Annotated in this window: 17 protein-coding genes; 9 read left to right on the top strand and 8 right to left on the bottom strand. The window is 39.7% G+C overall.

What is annotated here, in order from left to right; all coding sequences use genetic code 11:
* The first annotated feature begins 121 nt into the window (after positions 1-121).
* From HWV03_RS10550 to HWV03_RS10535, 4 genes are all read left to right on the top strand, one after another.
* The gene (locus HWV03_RS10550) at positions 122-778 is read left to right on the top strand and encodes a pyrimidine 5'-nucleotidase (protein WP_211679661.1); all 657 of its coding nucleotides are present in this window, start codon (positions 122-124) and stop codon (positions 776-778) included.
* Positions 779-932: 154 nt separating this feature from the next.
* Complete coding sequence (locus tag HWV03_RS10545) at positions 933-3,365, top strand: YgiQ family radical SAM protein (protein WP_211679660.1); 2,433 nt, start codon at positions 933-935, stop codon at positions 3,363-3,365.
* A gap of 223 nt (positions 3,366-3,588) precedes the next feature.
* Positions 3,589-4,107 (top strand): aminoacyl-tRNA deacylase, encoded by a 519-nt coding sequence (locus HWV03_RS10540; RefSeq protein ID WP_255547159.1) that lies wholly within the window; start codon positions 3,589-3,591, stop codon positions 4,105-4,107.
* A 46-nt stretch (positions 4,108-4,153) separates the two neighbouring features.
* Positions 4,154-4,435: a hypothetical protein gene (locus tag HWV03_RS10535; RefSeq protein ID WP_211675332.1), complete on the top strand. Its 282-nt coding sequence runs from the start codon at positions 4,154-4,156 to the stop codon at positions 4,433-4,435.
* 7 nt (positions 4,436-4,442) lie between these two features.
* Here the strand turns inward: HWV03_RS10535 and HWV03_RS10530 are convergent, their stop codons facing one another.
* Complete coding sequence (locus tag HWV03_RS10530) at positions 4,443-4,751, bottom strand: carboxymuconolactone decarboxylase family protein (RefSeq protein ID WP_211679659.1); 309 nt, start codon at positions 4,749-4,751, stop codon at positions 4,443-4,445.
* Positions 4,752-4,898: 147 nt separating this feature from the next.
* Positions 4,899-5,432 carry a molybdopterin adenylyltransferase gene (gene mog / locus HWV03_RS10525; RefSeq protein WP_211679658.1) on the bottom strand — a complete coding sequence of 178 codons (534 nt, stop codon included), beginning with the start codon at positions 5,430-5,432 and terminating at the stop codon, positions 4,899-4,901.
* Between the two features lie 249 nt (positions 5,433-5,681).
* Between mog and dcuC the strand changes: the two genes are divergently transcribed.
* Positions 5,682-7,049, top strand: a complete 1,368-nt coding sequence (gene dcuC, locus HWV03_RS10520; protein ID WP_211679657.1) for an anaerobic C4-dicarboxylate transporter DcuC — start codon at positions 5,682-5,684, stop codon at positions 7,047-7,049.
* 84 nt (positions 7,050-7,133) lie between these two features.
* Here the strand turns inward: dcuC and HWV03_RS10515 are convergent, their stop codons facing one another.
* A complete protein-coding gene (locus HWV03_RS10515; RefSeq protein ID WP_211679656.1) occupies positions 7,134-7,553 on the bottom strand; it encodes a cupin domain-containing protein in 420 nt (139 codons plus the stop codon).
* Positions 7,554-7,711: 158 nt separating this feature from the next.
* Here HWV03_RS10515 and HWV03_RS10510 point away from each other — a divergent pair, with 158 nt between their 5' ends.
* Positions 7,712-8,377, top strand: a complete 666-nt coding sequence (locus tag HWV03_RS10510; RefSeq protein WP_211679655.1) for an HAD family hydrolase — start codon at positions 7,712-7,714, stop codon at positions 8,375-8,377.
* 94 nt (positions 8,378-8,471) lie between these two features.
* A complete protein-coding gene (locus HWV03_RS10505) occupies positions 8,472-8,636 on the top strand; it encodes a hypothetical protein (protein ID WP_211679654.1) in 165 nt (54 codons plus the stop codon).
* A gap of 19 nt (positions 8,637-8,655) precedes the next feature.
* Here the strand turns inward: HWV03_RS10505 and HWV03_RS10500 are convergent, their stop codons facing one another.
* From HWV03_RS10500 to HWV03_RS10490, 3 genes are all read right to left on the bottom strand, one after another.
* Positions 8,656-8,955 (bottom strand): hypothetical protein, encoded by a 300-nt coding sequence (locus HWV03_RS10500; protein WP_211679653.1) that lies wholly within the window; start codon positions 8,953-8,955, stop codon positions 8,656-8,658.
* Positions 8,956-9,184: 229 nt separating this feature from the next.
* Complete coding sequence (locus tag HWV03_RS10495; protein ID WP_211679652.1) at positions 9,185-10,342, bottom strand: iron-containing alcohol dehydrogenase; 1,158 nt, start codon at positions 10,340-10,342, stop codon at positions 9,185-9,187.
* Between the two features lie 15 nt (positions 10,343-10,357).
* Positions 10,358-11,053, bottom strand: a complete 696-nt coding sequence (locus tag HWV03_RS10490) for a type 1 glutamine amidotransferase domain-containing protein (protein ID WP_211679651.1) — start codon at positions 11,051-11,053, stop codon at positions 10,358-10,360.
* A gap of 170 nt (positions 11,054-11,223) precedes the next feature.
* On the opposite strand from HWV03_RS10490, the gene HWV03_RS10485 reads away from it, so the two are divergent.
* A complete protein-coding gene (locus HWV03_RS10485; RefSeq protein ID WP_211679650.1) occupies positions 11,224-12,153 on the top strand; it encodes a LysR family transcriptional regulator in 930 nt (309 codons plus the stop codon).
* An 86-nt stretch (positions 12,154-12,239) separates the two neighbouring features.
* A complete protein-coding gene (locus HWV03_RS10480; protein ID WP_211679649.1) occupies positions 12,240-12,623 on the top strand; it encodes a hypothetical protein in 384 nt (127 codons plus the stop codon).
* Between the two features lie 94 nt (positions 12,624-12,717).
* On the opposite strand, the gene HWV03_RS10475 is transcribed toward HWV03_RS10480, so the two are convergent.
* A complete protein-coding gene (locus HWV03_RS10475; RefSeq protein WP_211679648.1) occupies positions 12,718-13,578 on the bottom strand; it encodes a PA4780 family RIO1-like protein kinase in 861 nt (286 codons plus the stop codon).
* A 182-nt stretch (positions 13,579-13,760) separates the two neighbouring features.
* On the bottom strand, positions 13,761-15,863 hold the full coding sequence (locus HWV03_RS10470) for a 3-hydroxyacyl-CoA dehydrogenase NAD-binding domain-containing protein (RefSeq protein WP_211679647.1): 2,103 nt from the start codon (positions 15,861-15,863) through the stop codon (positions 13,761-13,763).

The following is a 15,863-nucleotide window of genomic DNA, read 5'->3' as shown; positions in this document are numbered from 1 at the left end:
ATTATTGTACTTTTACACTAATATTGCAGCCTTATAATGCGTACTGCTCATTCAGATTTATCATCAACACACAAAATCCACGATTAATGCATTGAGCAGCGTAAAATTTGAGAAGAGTAATATGCAGAAAATTAACCAAGCCAATACTTACTTGTTCGATCTTGATGACACGCTTTATTGCCCTTCGTTAGGCATATTAAAGCAGGTCGAATCACGAATGCACCGGTTTATAGCTGACGCACTGTCTCTACCACTTCCTGAGGCCACACTTTTATCTAACCAATATTACAGACAATATGGCGGTACAGTAAAAGGGCTAATCAAACACCATCATGTGAATCGTGATGATTTCATCCATTATTGCCACGACATTAATATGACGACGCTGAAAGCACAGCCCAATTTAGGATTACAAATCGACCAACTGGCTGGCCGTAAAATAATTTATACGAACTCACCAAAACATTACGCGACTAAAATTCTAAAAGAATTAGCGTTAATCGACTGCTTTGATGATATTTTTTCATTAGAAGATGCAAATTATGAGCTAAAACCACACAATTCAAGCTATCAAACACTTTGTGATACACACGCGATTGATCGCCATAACACGGTCTTCTTTGATGACCAACTTCGCAACCTAAAACCAGCCAAAACCCTTGGTATGACTACGGTTTGGCTGTCAGGTTCTGAGCAAGTTGTGACGAATATAGATTACAAAGCCGATTATGAAGCAAATAATTTGACTCAGTTTTTCAACTTGTTACAAGCAAGCTAAATATTTATTGCTGCTTTTAATCGCAAAAGGCGTTGTAAGTGGCTATAATCCGCCCTCAGTAACGGCTGGCTTTCCTTTGTTGTATTTATTCCAGCCGTGAAAATAGCCTTCGCAATTAACTTTGCGCACTAAAATTAATACCCAAGAGTACTTTATGCAAACTGCCAAAAATCTTTTTTCATATCCAAAATTTCAGAATCGGGTGACAAAACCCGCACCATTTTTGCCAATGACACGTGCAGAGATGGACAAGCTCGGTTGGGATAGCTGTGACGTGATTGTCGTTACAGGTGACGCGTATGTCGATCACCCAAGTTTTGGTATGGCTATTATTGGCAGAACCTTAGAAGCACAAGGCTTTCGTGTCGGCATCATCTCTCAACCCGACTGGGAAAGTGCAGAACCGTTTAAAGAATTAGGTCGTCCAAATCTTTTCTTCGGTGTTACATCGGGCAACATGGACTCGATGATCAACCGCTATACATCTGATCTTAAGTTACGTCATGATGATGCTTATACAGCAGGTGATATCGGCGGTAAACGTCCTGATCGTGCCGTATTAGTGTATACCCAGCGTTGTAAGCAAGCATTTAAAGATGTACCCGTTGTGATTGGTGGTATCGAAGCCAGTTTACGTCGTATTGCGCACTATGATTATTGGTCAGACAAAGTACGTGGGTCAGTATTACCTGATTCGAAAGCCGATATGCTGATTTACGGTAATGCAGAACGCCCATTAATCCAAGTTGCACATCGTCTTGCAAGTGGCGAATCAATTAAAGACATTCAAGATGTTCGTGGTACAGCGGTTATGTTAAAAGAACCACTACCGACTTGGAAAGGTATTGACTCTCGTACATTAGATACCCCAGGTAAAATTGAACCGATTATAAGTCCGTACACAGAAATTGATGAAACTTGTTCAAAACAAGATAAAGAAGAAGTCATTGATAATTCTGATGCGGATGTAGCGAAACCTATCGTGATGCAAGCGCCTAAGCAAATGCCTTGGCACGAAACCTATATTCGACTACCAGACATGGAAACGGTAAAAAAAGATAAAATGTTATATGCGCATACATCGCGTGTATTTCATCTAGAAACTAATCCTATTTCATCACGGGCTTTGATCCAAAAACACGGCGCACGTGAAGTATGGTTAAATCCGCCTGCGACACCGCTTGCAGAGGGTGAAATGGACGGTGTATTCGATTTAGAATATGCCCGAGTTCCACATCCAAGCTATGGCAACGAAAAGATCCCTGCTTATGACATGATCAAAACATCGATTAATATCATGCGCGGTTGTTTTGGCGGTTGTTCTTTCTGTTCAATTACCGAACATGAAGGTCGCGTAATTCAAAGCCGTTCAGAAGATTCTATCGTAAAAGAAATGGAAGCCATTCGCGATAAAGTACCTGGTTTTACTGGTGTTATCTCCGACCTTGGTGGACCAACAGCAAACATGTATAAGCTTGGCTGTATGAGTGCAAAAGCGGAAGCAACTTGTCGTCGCCTTTCGTGTATCTTCCCAACCATTTGTAAGCACATGGACACAGACCATACACCTACAATCGATCTCTACCGTCGCGCACGTAAAGTTCCGGGGATTAAGAAGATCTTGATTGCATCAGGTGTACGTTATGATTTAGCGATTGAAGATCCTCGTTACGTGAAAGAATTAGTAGAACATCACGTCGGTGGTTACTTGAAAATTGCACCTGAACATACCGAAAAGTCACCACTTGATATCATGATGAAGCCAGGTATGGGCACGTACGATAAGTTTAAAGAAATGTTTGATCGTTTCTCTGCTGAAGCGGGCAAGAAACAATACCTTATTCCTTACTTTATCTCTGCACACCCAGGGACTAATGACAAAGACATGCTTACTTTAGCCCTATGGTTAAAACAGTATAAGTTTAAGCTTGATCAAGTACAAAACTTCTACCCTTCACCACTTGCTAATGCAACAGCCGTGTATCACACAGAGCTTAACTCATTACATAAAGTACGTGAAACAGATGAAAAAGTCGTTGTGCCTAAAGGTGCCCGTCAACGTCGTCTGCACAAAGCGCTTTTACGCTATCACGATCCAGCTAACTGGCCACAAATTCGCGAGTACCTGCTTAAAACAGGTAACCGTCATCTGATTGGTCGCGGTCCAAAACACTTGGTACCACCAGAAAGCTTAGCTGAAAAACAAGCAATACAAGCGAAGGCGAAACCACACTTAGGTAAAGGTGGCGCGAACAGTAAGAGCAAGCCGAGTACCAGTAATAAAGGTGTTAAACAGCAACGTGCTCAACCAGGTACTAAGCAGTTCACTAATGCGTTAACTAAACACACAGGTCTAGCGCCACAAGAAGGTGTTGGCATTAACGAAAACGGTAATAAAGGCGGTAACAAACCTAACCGTAAAAAAACCACTGTAGGTGGCAATAGCAGCACCAACGGCAGTAAAAATGCGAATGGCAGTGTCAAAGGTGGTGGATTCAAGAAACCATCAGGCAGCCGTCCAAGCGCTAACAAGTCAGCAAATAAAGGCGGTCAAGGCCAGCAAGCTAAACGCAGTAACAAACGTTAAGCATTAACGCACTTATTGCCTAAGTTAAATATGTAAATACTAAAGGGTAAAATGTTTATACATTTTACCCTTTTTCTATTCACCACCCACCGGCCAAAACGTCATGATTTCTTTTACTGAGCTTATCTCGTAACCCGTCATTAAAATAATTAACAACTATAATTAAAGCTCCTAAACATTCTTGATAAATGTATTAGCGCATTAACCGCTAGGGAGGTTGATTATGCTCATGCGAAAAATCACCCATTATTTAGATCAGGCTTATATAAACTACCAAAGTGATCATCACCCACCTGGCTATACTGCTCAGCATGTTGCTGAATTTAGCAAGACTAACGGTATGTCTTTTGCTAAAACTGTCATAATAACAGCTGATACTAAGCTTGTTATGATTGTTATGCCCGCCCCTTACCTCATTGACTTCGATAATATTGCTTTTTCTATTGGTGCTCGTTACGTTAACTTAGCCTATGAACACCAGTTCAGTAGTATGTTTCCTGATTGTGAAACAGGTGCAATGCCTCCATTTGGTCACTTGTTTAACATGCCTGTTTATATGTCAGAAGAACTAGTGAAACAAGAGGAAGTAAGTTTTAATGCTGGCGATCATGCTGAAACCATTAAAATGAAAACAACGGATTTAATTGGATTAGTACAACCAACAATTATCAGTTGTGGTTTTCATAAATCTGGTAGTGGTTATCATCATGAACATGCTAGGCAAGGTAAATTAAGACATTAAAAACACGCTAAATAATTCCTATCAACTACCAGAGGAACTTTAAGTCATGAGGATTTGCGGCACGTTATTAACAAGTTCAGAAAGTACATTAGCTAAAATAAAAGGTCAATCAAACTGGCAACAAGAGATCGATGCACTTAAATCAAATTCTGATGAACAAGCGGTGATAGACATCATCACCGCCAATATAGTCCTCACGATTCAATGCAGCGGAATAACAATGATTGGTGAGCTATACAAAAATATCAACGCCTATGCCCAAGACGCATCACAACATATTAAAATTGATGTAGATAATGTCATTCACAAGGTAATGCGTAATCTATAGGTTTAGACTATAACTTTTCATCTGCCCAACTCATTGCAGCCATGACGCAGGGAAAACCCAATGTGCTTGTGAGCAGCAGTAATGCATGGCGAATTTCATCAACGCTTGCGCCAGCTTCAAGCGCTCTTTTGGCATGGCTATGAACAGCACCTTCAGAACGAATGGCTGCAGCGGCAGCTAATTGAATTAACTGTGCGGTTTTTTCATCTATCGGTCCTTCCTGTTTTGCCACTTTACCAAGAGATTCGACAGCGCTAATCAACTGTGGGTGTCTTTGTTTTATCTTTAAATATTGAGTAGATGGATTTGCGGCCATGAAGTGATCCTCTATTTATTATGATTGGTATCACTACAAAATTAGTTCAAGATGCAAAAAAGCTAAACCCCTTACACTAAAAAACATTACAGGTGATTAGCGACAGCTAATCGTCGACTTTCATTGGGAGATGGAATAAATGGTCTATTATTTCGCTTTTGGGCGGAACGGTTTAACCACCGACTCATCACATTCAAGAAAAGGGCCATCCATCAAATCAATACAATAAGGGATCGCTGGAAATACAGCATCTAAACATTCCCGGATTGATTTTGGTTTACCCGGCAAGTTAACGATTAATGAATCTGCACGTAATCCTGCCGTTTGACGAGAAAGAATTGCAGTTGGAACAAATTTTAGCGATTCTGCACGCATTAACTCGCCAAATCCTGGCATCATGCGATCACAAACAGCTTCTGTCGCTTCTGGCGTTACGTCACGCTTAGCAGGGCCTGTGCCACCTGTAGTAACAATCAAACTGCAGTTTTGCTCATCGGCCATTTTGATCAATGTTGCTTCAATCACATCTTGCTCATCTGGAATAACTTCATAAACAGGTTCCCACTCAGAAGTCAGGTACTCATTCAATACAGAGATAATGGCTTTACCAGAAAGATCTTCATATATGCCAGCACTGGCTCTATCACTTACTGTCACAATACCGATTTTAGCTTTAGTCATGTTTATTCCATATAGCCTATTTGATTAATGCACTAATTTTAACCGAAGCTAATGAGTCTGTAAAATCAACGAATTGATCTGGCTCAAACTATCCTTTGAGAGTTTATTAAACCCTGATTTAGATCATGAATAGTGGTGTTAGCTATCGCGATGACATCTCTTTATAGGTACATTCAGCTGCAAAGGAAACATTATTTCAAAGGTTAAAATAATGTTAATTACGCATTTGAATACAATAAAGAGGTTTCAATGTTAGAGTTATTCATTGGTTTAATCGTGACTGTCGGTGTCGGTTACTTCATCGTCAAAGAATACAAGGCAACGGGAGTATTACTCACAGCTGGTATTACACTACTTATCATAACAGGCTTACTTGGCAAGACAATTCTCCCTTCAAGTATAACAAGCACAGGGAATACCATTACAGACTCATTAGAATTTGTTAAATATATGCTGCAATATCGTGGAGGCGGCTTAGGCATGCAAATCATGTTGTTATGTGGTTTTGCAGCTTACATGACTAAGATTGATGCGAACAATGTTGTTGTTAAACAGTTTTCAAAACCCCTATCGTTTATCAAATCACCTTATACCCTACTTGTTGCTGCTTATATTGTGGCTTGCTTAATGTCACTAGCGGTAAGCTCTGCAACTGGACTTGGCGTATTGCTCATGGCCACTTTATTCCCAATGATGACTGCAATGGGGATATCAAGACCAGCCGCAGTTGCTGTTTGTGCATCGCCTGCTGCTATTATTTTGTCACCAACATCTGGCGATGTTGTTGTTGCCGCAGAAAAATCAGGATTACCACTACATGTGTTTTCTGTTGAAACCGTACTACCCGTATCAATTTGTGCCATCCTAGTGATGGCAGCTGCGGCATTTTTCTGGAATCGTTATTTAGACAAAAAAGAAAACACGCCAATGGTAAAAACTGACATATCAGAAATAACAGTAACTGCGCCGGGTTATTATTCCATCTTACCATTCCTACCTATCATAGGTGTTTTTGTATTTAATGGCTCAACAATTAAAGGTCTAGAACTTGATATCTACACTATCGTAGTTTTTTCCATTTTCATTAGTGCTGTTATCGACTTTATCACTAAACGGTTAGATGGGAAGGCAACCTTAGAAGACTTAGAGTCTTGCTATGAAGGGATGGCAGATGCTTTTAAAGGTGTCGTCATGCTATTAGTTGCTGCAGGTGTCTTTGCACAGGGCTTGATGTCGATTGGTGCTATTGATAATTTAATCGGCCTTGCGGAGGCAGCTGGTGCAGGCGGATTTGCATTAATGCTCATTTTAACAGGTCTCACTGTAGCTGCAGCAATAGCAACAGGCTCAGGCAACGCCCCTTTCTATGCATTTGTTGAACTTGCTCCTACACTGGCCGGTAAAATGGGCTTAAACCCAGCGTTCTTAATTATCCCGATGCTACAAGCATCGAACCTTGGTCGTACTGTGTCTCCGGTAGCGGGTGTAATTGTAGCGACAAGTGGTATGGGAAAAGTCAGTCCATTTGAAGTTGTTAAGCGAACGTCAGTACCCGTATTAGCAGGTCTAATTACCGTTATCGCAGGTACTATGGTTCTTGTTCCTATGTATGCTTAGCTTGAAGCCTTCATTAAAAAAACAAGATAATAAAAAATTAATTTATCAAAAGGCTAGGATAAAAAACCTAGCCTTTAACTTTAATTATTTATGCTTAATTGTTAAAGGCTCCCCTTCAACGCCAGCATAAAAAACAACAATTTCAGCTGGTACATCACCTTTATTTATTCCGTAATGCCATTTGTTGATAACTTCAACAAGCGTATCGCCTGCTTTAAGCTCCAAAACCTCACCGTCTTGAGTTACAACCGTTAATTCACCACTCACTAAATAACCAGCATTAATCACCGGATGCTCATGCAAAGGCAACTTAACACCAGGTGCAATATCAATTTTTAAGATCGTGACTTCCGGCTTACCCTTTGGGTAACTCGGAAGCATAGAACCGTCCCAGCTCGTTGTCGACTTAGCTAATACTTCAACCGCCACTGGTTTGGATTCAGTTGCTGATACATTACCAGCAACTAAGAGCGCCAAACATAAACCACTCATTAAACCTTTCATAAATTCCCTATCATTCAAATTGTTAATATTGTTCTAGTCCATTACGATATTAGCGATACTTTATAGGTAGTACAAACAGTATGTGAACTTAATTATCGCAATTAGATTTGTTATACTCATTTCATTAAATAAGTTGTCATCGATATAGGATACATAAAGTGAATTACCAAGCAGCTATTTTTGATATGGATGGACTTCTTCTCGACACAGAGCGTGTTTGCAAAGGGATCTTTGAAGAAGCATGTGCATCATTATCGATTCCATTTTTAGAAAATGTTTATCTCGATATTATCGGTCGTAATTCTCAAGGCATAGAAAAAGTAATCCGTGCGGGTTACGGCAGTGATTTAGATTATCCAGTACTTCATGATGCATGGCGTATACGTTACAACGCGGTCGTTAAACACCAAGCTATTCCAGTTAAAGACGGTGTTGTTGAGTTACTCACTTGGTTAAAAAATAATAATATTCCTACTGCGGTTGCGACGTCAACACAACAAGATGTTGCAACAATCAAATTAAAGCTTGCTGGCTTAGACCACTTTTTTGATAATTTGACAACAGGATGCGAAGTTAAGAATGGCAAACCCGACCCAGAAATTTACTTGCTTGCAGCAGGTCGTTTAAATATTCATCCGGAGCAATGTTTAGCCTTTGAAGATTCAAATAACGGCGTTTTATCTGCCGTAAGCGCTAATATGCAAACATTTCAAATCCCAGATCTCGTGCAACCAAGTGCTGAAGTTTTAACATTGGGTCATACTGTAAGCGCATCTTTATTAGACGTTTTAAAGATTCTAAAACAAAGTAAACAAGGGGCTTAATCAATATAGTTCAATTATCAGCTCTACCTCTAATAACGCTTCTGTCTAAAATCAACTAAAATTATTAATATGCAGGTTATTAGAGGAAATCAATATGTCAGTGTTTAACGAAGCGATGCGCCAGAAAGGCCAAGCCGAAGAAGATATGTTCTATGCGAAGTTAGACCTGGAACTTATTGCCGCGCTACATAAAAAATACGATAAAGAGCAGCGACAAGTATTACGGCAAATACCAACGAATTCAGGTTACGATCGTTAGCGCTTAAATCAACAAGACATTATACCGAATCAAAAAATAAAGAGACCAATGCTTTTAAAGCACCGTGATCGACTAGTGTAGCGCTACCAAATAGAAAAATAATCATGCCAGCAATAACATATTTAAATAATTGATGAACACCATTATCTAAAATAACTTCGGGCGTTGTGTTTTTTAATTGCACTTGGGCTTGTTCCCTATCCACGCTCGTCAATATTTTTTTCTGCTGTAAATACCGGTGCAAATTGAATCTCGTGATAGCGGCAAATAAAAATCCCGATAACATAATTACACCCAACATCCATTCTAAATCAGCCATTACTCTTCCTTAAATATCGATAACAACACGATAAGATTATTTAATAATAACAATATCATTGAGTTATAACACCGTTGAATTAAAAATGTATGACACTGGGACTAATAAATGACTAATCGTCATTTTGTAATAAAAAAAAAGGCTGAAATGAATAATCATTCCAACCTTTACTATTAATACGTTATTTACTGCTAGTTAACTATTTAAATAAAGTAACTATACTAAGTATTTACAATGCAGCTTCTAAAATCTGACGGCTTACTTCCAAAGTGATATTTTTACGTTCACCTAGTGCCACCATACCGTGTTTCTCTAATTTAGCAATTAAGTTGTCAATATCAGTAGACGTAATACCCGCCTCCGTAAGCGTTGTCGGAACTTCCATTGCTTTAAAAAATGCTTCTGTTTTTGCTATCGCTTGATCGATTTTTTCATCTTCATCGGCAACGGTAATATTCCAAACACGTTCAGCATATTGCAGTAATTTACTGCGCTTGTCTTCACGTAGTACTTTCATTACTGCAGGTAACACGATTGATAAACTACGCGCATGATCAACACCGTGTGCAGCTGTTAATTCATGACCAATCATGTGTGTTGCCCAATCATGCGGTACGCCAGCACCAATAAGACCGTTTAACGCCATCGTTGCCGACCACATAATATTACCGCGGATCTCTAAATCATCTTTAGTCTCAGGTTTTAATGCTTTTGGCCCTTCTTCGATCAGCGTCAGCAATAGCCCTTCAGAAAAACGATCTTGAACTTTCGCGTTGATGCTATATGTCATGTACTGTTCCATAATATGAACAAATGCATCTACAACACCATTACTAATTTGACGATCAGATAGGCTCAAGCTCACTGCAGGATCTAAAATCGCAAACGTTGGACGAACTAATGGACTACCAAATGATAACTTGCTGCCATCACGTGTAATAACAGCACCACCATTTGACTCTGAACCCGTTGCAGGTAACGTTAATACTGCACCCAATGGTAATGCTTTAGTAATTGGTGCGTATTTACTTAGGATATCCCAAGCATCATCGCCTTCAAATACAGCTGCAGCAGCAATAAACTTACTGCCATCAACAACAGAACCACCACCAACTGCAAGAATGTAATCAACATTATGCTCATTAATAACATCGACAGCTTTAATTAATTGGTCATAAGTTGGGTTTGGTTCGATACCTGAAAACTCAACCCAGTTATGTTCAGACAATGCCGTTACAACTTGGTCATATACACCATTTGACTTAATTGAACCACCGCCATAAGTCACTAATACTTTAGCGCCTAGTGGGATTTCTTTGCTGATCGCTTTAATCTGATCATCACCAAAGTGAATGCGAGTTGGGTTTTGAAACGTAAAATTCAACATATTTGTTTCCTAGTATTAAGCGTGTGCGATTAGTTTTTCTGCGACTAATGCTGAAGACGCTGGGTTTTGACCTGTGATGATTAAACCATCTTGTACCGCAAATGGCGTCCAATCAGCAACTTTCTGATAGTCTCCGCCACGCTTTACAAGCTCATCTTCTAATAAAAAAGGTACGATATCAGTTAATTGTACAGCATCTTCTTCTGTATTTGAAAATCCTGTTACCGCTTTTCCTTTAATTACATACTCACCTTCAGGCGTTTTAACGTTTAGTAGCGCCGCACTTGCATGACAAACAGCTGATACTGGTTTGTTATTCGCAATAAACGCAGCTAATAAATCAATTGAAGTTGTGTTGTCAGTTAAATCCCATAATGGACCGTGGCCTCCAGGATAAAATACCGCATCAAAGTCTTGTTCTTTAACATCCGTTAATTTAACTGTTGTCTCTAGGGCTTTTTGTACGACATCATCAGCATCAAAGCGACGAGTTGCATCCGTCTGCATGCTCTCATCTGCACTTTTAGGGTCAATTGGTGGCTTACCACCAGCAGGTGATGCCAGCGTAACAGTCATTCCAGCATCAACAAATACATAATAAGGTGCAGCAAGTTCTTCAACCCAGAAACCTGTTTTCTCACCTGTATTGCCCAAATCTGCATGTGATGTTAATACCACTAAAATATTCTTACTTGTGCTGCTCTTATTCATGATAGTTCCCCTCTCTGTCTGAGCTGCTATGCATACTGTATGCGTGTTAACAACGAATAGAGACAGTTTATATCTCAATGTAAAACCTAACAATGCAGAGTAAATCGATTACACTGTTCAGAATTTTGATACAATCTATTTATTATCATTATAATTATCAGGATTCATTTATGCATGTTTCTTTTGAGCAGTTAAAAAGTATGGTTGTATACGCACAAATTGTCGAACAAGGCACGCTCTCAGCGGCCGCTCGGCATTTAAACCTATCTCGGGCTGTCGTCAGTTACCATCTTAAAAAGCTTGAAACTCAATTAGGACTCAAGCTGCTTAACCGAACTACTCGCAGCTTTACACTCACCGAAGCAGGACAACAGTACTATCAACACTGTCAAGAAATAGCGCAACAAGCTGAAGCTGCAAATCAACAAATCGAGAATTTAAAGCACGAACCTGAAGGACTGATAAAAGTAACATGTCCGGTTAATGTCGGATTACAGATAATTGTCCCAGCTTTAAACATGTTCAAGGTCCAATTTCCGAAGATTGAATTGGACATCATGCTTACTGATGATATCGTTAACATTATGCAGGAGGGCATTGATTTGGCGATCAGAGGCGCCCCGCTTACTGATTCAGGTTTACAAGCTCGTAAATTAATATCGATGAAAACCTGCCTATGCGCATCACCTGATTATTTAAACAAGTACGGTCGGCCAACAACCCCTACCGAACTTGTCGAGCATAGCTGGGTGTTATACAAATTAAGTTCAAGTACATTAACACTAACGAAAGGAAGTCGAGCTTACAGCGTAAAACCAAAAGGAAGTGTTAGCACCAATAATGCAGCAGCAAGAACAGCGTTTGTAGAAGGCGGTCATGGCATTGCACGTATTCCTTTCTACGATGCAGCCCCAAAAATCGCAGCCAACAAACTCGAACAACTGTTGTCTGATTATGAACTCTCGAACATTGATCTATATGGAGTTTTTCCACCAGGAAGCGCGGGTTCGAAAAAACATAGGGTGTTATTGAGTTTCTTAAGGGAACATTTTAATCATTTGGCGAAAAAATGTGACAGCGATCGAACTATTACTTTTTAGGCATTATTTGTACGGTCTAAACCTCTCTAAAAGAAAGTTTGAGGCTAGACTTAAAATTAGTTTTAAACATAAGTGGAGATAAACCAATGCAAGCAGTAGCATTTATAAATGAGAAATCTTTATTATTAACCGACAATGTGAATAAATTTCTCATGCATAAAATCAGTTACAAAGTATTAAGTAACTTGGTGTGGGATGTTTTACAAGATTGGCAATCTCTAGATGTCATCGACGAAAAAGTATCAGGGGAGAAAGAGCATATATTTTGGTTTCTAATTTTTGAATTACACTATTGGGAGGAGAACAAATTAATAAAGGATGCAGAACTGCGTAAAAACTTATACGCCTGTGCCTTGTATCTAGAACGTGAGCAAGATTTACCTAAATTCTGTGTTGGTTTACGCCCAAATCGATATGTGTCAGAGGAAAGCTTAACAAATATGGAGAAAGATATCGTTACATCAGATTAGATTGAAAACATAAGCAGCTAATAAATATGTCTAATAATAGAATGAATACATTAAAAAACCCCTTAGTTTTAATTAAACGAAGGGGTTAATGGTTTTATTCGACTTCTTCTTCCGCAAATTGAATACGCGCTAAGCGTTCCAATTCTTCTTCTCTTGCCGCATTGATTTCATCTAAAATACCATCTACATCTGCAGATTCTGTATTTTCAATAAACTGACCAGTCAATTCAACATCAACTGTGAGCTCTGCAGCTTCGTATAAAGCCCACATTTCTTTTGCATATTTTGTCTTAAGTAATTCTGGTGCATATTGCCCGTAATATTGTCTCATATTATCAACATCACGTTCTAACATCCATTTCGCATTGTTGTTTGCAGACGCATCAACCGCTTGTGGCAAGTCAATAATAACAGGACCATATTCATCGACAAGCACATTAAATTCGGATAAATCACCATGAATAAGACCCGCACAAAGCATCAATCTTGCGTAATGGATCATTTTTCCATGATCAATCACAGCCTGCTCTGGCGTTAATGCAACATCCGCTAAACGCGGTGCAGCAAAGCCATCAGCATCCGTTACCAACTCCATGAGTAATACACCGTCAAAACAACCATAAGGTTCAGGAACACGAACACCTGCATTATCTAAGCGATATAACGCATCAACTTCGGCATTTTGCCATATTTTTTCTTGTTCGTTACGGCCAAAGTTAGAGCCTTTTTCCATTGCACGAGCACGTCGACTATTACGAACTTTACGACCTTCTCGATATTGCACCGCTTGTTTAAAACTGCGGTTCTCTATGTCTTTGTAAACTTTCGCGCAACGGATCTCCTGACCACAACGCACAACGTATACCGTCGCTTCTTTACCACTCATTAACTGACGTAATACTTCGTCAACAAGCCCGTCATCAACAAGAGGTTGTATTCTTTGAGGCACTTTCACTAGTTATTATTCCCTAGTTAACCGTTACATGAACCTAGGATCATAACATTAAGTGAATTTGTTTTAAAAGACTACCGCCTAATTTATAAACGGTCATCATCGTATTTATTCACCAACTCGCTCAAATTTACCTTCGTAGACTTCGCCAGCCTTGGGTTTTGTCGTACTAAGGCAATAAAATTTCAGCCTTTCCACTGAGATAATACGGCCGGAGGCATAAATTGCGGACCAAACTGCTCATATAATTGCTCTGCGCGCTGCTTAAATTTATCCGTACCATAATGGTCAACGAATTGTAAGACACCACCCGTCCACGCAGGAAAACCTAATCCCATAATAGAACCGATATTAGCATCACGGCAACTGGTGACGACACCTTCATCATACGCTCTAAGCGCTTCGAGTGATTGCACGAACAATAATCGCTCTTTAACAATATTAATATCCCAGTCATCCGTTGTCGGAAATAAGTCGACTAAACCAGACCACAACCGCTTTTCCCCTCTTCCAGTATAATCATAGAATCCAGCGCCAGTCGATTTACCGAGTCGTTTTAGGGCAAGTAATTGATCTAACACTCCATCAGCAGGATTATCAAGTCGTGTTTTCCCCTTGGCTTGTAAATCAATTCGAGCTTGATTACGTACATTATCAATCAGTGACAAGCTAACCTCATCAAGAATGGCTAAAGGCCCTACGGGTAACCCTGCTTGAATTGCTGCATTTTCAATGATTTCTCCTGGAATACCTTCACTTAGCATGCGCATACCTTCCGATACATAAGTAAAGAATACGCGTGATGTAAAAAAACCACGAGAATCATTAACGACAATGGGGACTTTACCAATCTGCAGCACTAAATCATAAGCAGCGGCCAAAGTAGCTGATGATGTTTTATCACCTTTAATGATTTCAACAAGTGGCATTTTGTCCACTGGAGAGAAAAAGTGCAGACCAATAAAGTTTTCAGGCTTAGTAGACGAATTAGCTAAACTGGTAATCGGCAATGTTGATGTATTGGATGCCATAATAATATCATCACCAACAGCTTGTAATATTTCAGTTGTTGCTTGTGACTTTACTTTGCGATCTTCAAATACCGCTTCAATCACCATTTCACAACCAATTAAGTCAATGGGATATTTTGTTGGAATAATACGTTGTAATATTCTACTTTTCTCTGCATCAGACAATTTACAATTCGCTAAAATAGAAGCTGAATATGACTTGGCAAATACTGCTTTTTCAAGACTAATATCTTTTAGTATGACAGTAATACCGTGGCTTGCTAAAGCATAAGCAATACCAGCCCCCATCATCCCCGCACCTAATACACCTATTTTACTGAATATCGTTAACGCATGTTCCTTTGGTCGCGACGCACCGGCTTTAATCTCGTTATGCTGATGCCAAAACGTATTCATCATATTTTTAGCGACTTGACTGCGGATGACATAAATAAAGTATCGTGTCTCTATCCGTAATGCGGTGTCAATATCAACGTCTGCTGATTCAATCATCACTGATAATATCGCTTCAGGTGCGGGTTGGTTCCCTTGTGTTTTTTTCTTCAGTATTGCAGGGGCGGTAGCGATAACAACAGCCATATGCGGATCGCTAACATCACCGCCTGGCAACTGATAACCCTTATTATCAAAACATTGTCTCACTGGCAGTGATTGCGACAAGATCCAGTTTTTTGCTTGCGCCATCATTTGAATATTTGATGTCGCTATTTGATCTATTAATCCAAGCGCTAAACCCTCTTGGCAATCAAATAGTTTACCCTTGAGTAAGTAAGGTAATACAGCCTCGACACCCAGCAGTCGAGTCATTTTGACAACACCACCAACACCAGGCATTAAGCCCAATGTAACCTCTGGTAAGCCTAGCACTACTTTTTTCGATAATGCTATACGATGGTGACAGCCTAACGCGAGTTCCCAACCACTACCAAGCGCTGCACCATTAATGCATGCAACCAAAGGCTTACCGCATGTTTCTAGCCATCGCATTTCCGCTTTCAGGGAAGACAATAATAAGTAAGTGTCCTCCACACTTTGCTCTGCACATGCGCTAAGCACCGCTATATCGCCACCAGCAAAAAAGCTTGATTTTTTTGAGCGTAATATAACCCCTGTGAACTGCATATCCTTTAGTTTATTAATCGTCACTATATAGTCATCAATAAACACACGATCAAGTAGATTAACCTTTGAGCTAGGCTTATCAAAAATCAAATGTACTATCCCTGCATCGTCTTGCTCTAAACGGATTGATGACAT

The organism is Moritella sp. 36 (assembly GCF_018219415.1).
Classification (GTDB): Bacteria; Pseudomonadota; Gammaproteobacteria; order Enterobacterales; family Moritellaceae; genus Moritella.
Note: the sequence above shows the minus strand (reverse complement) of the source record. Positions and strands in the feature narration are given on the sequence as shown.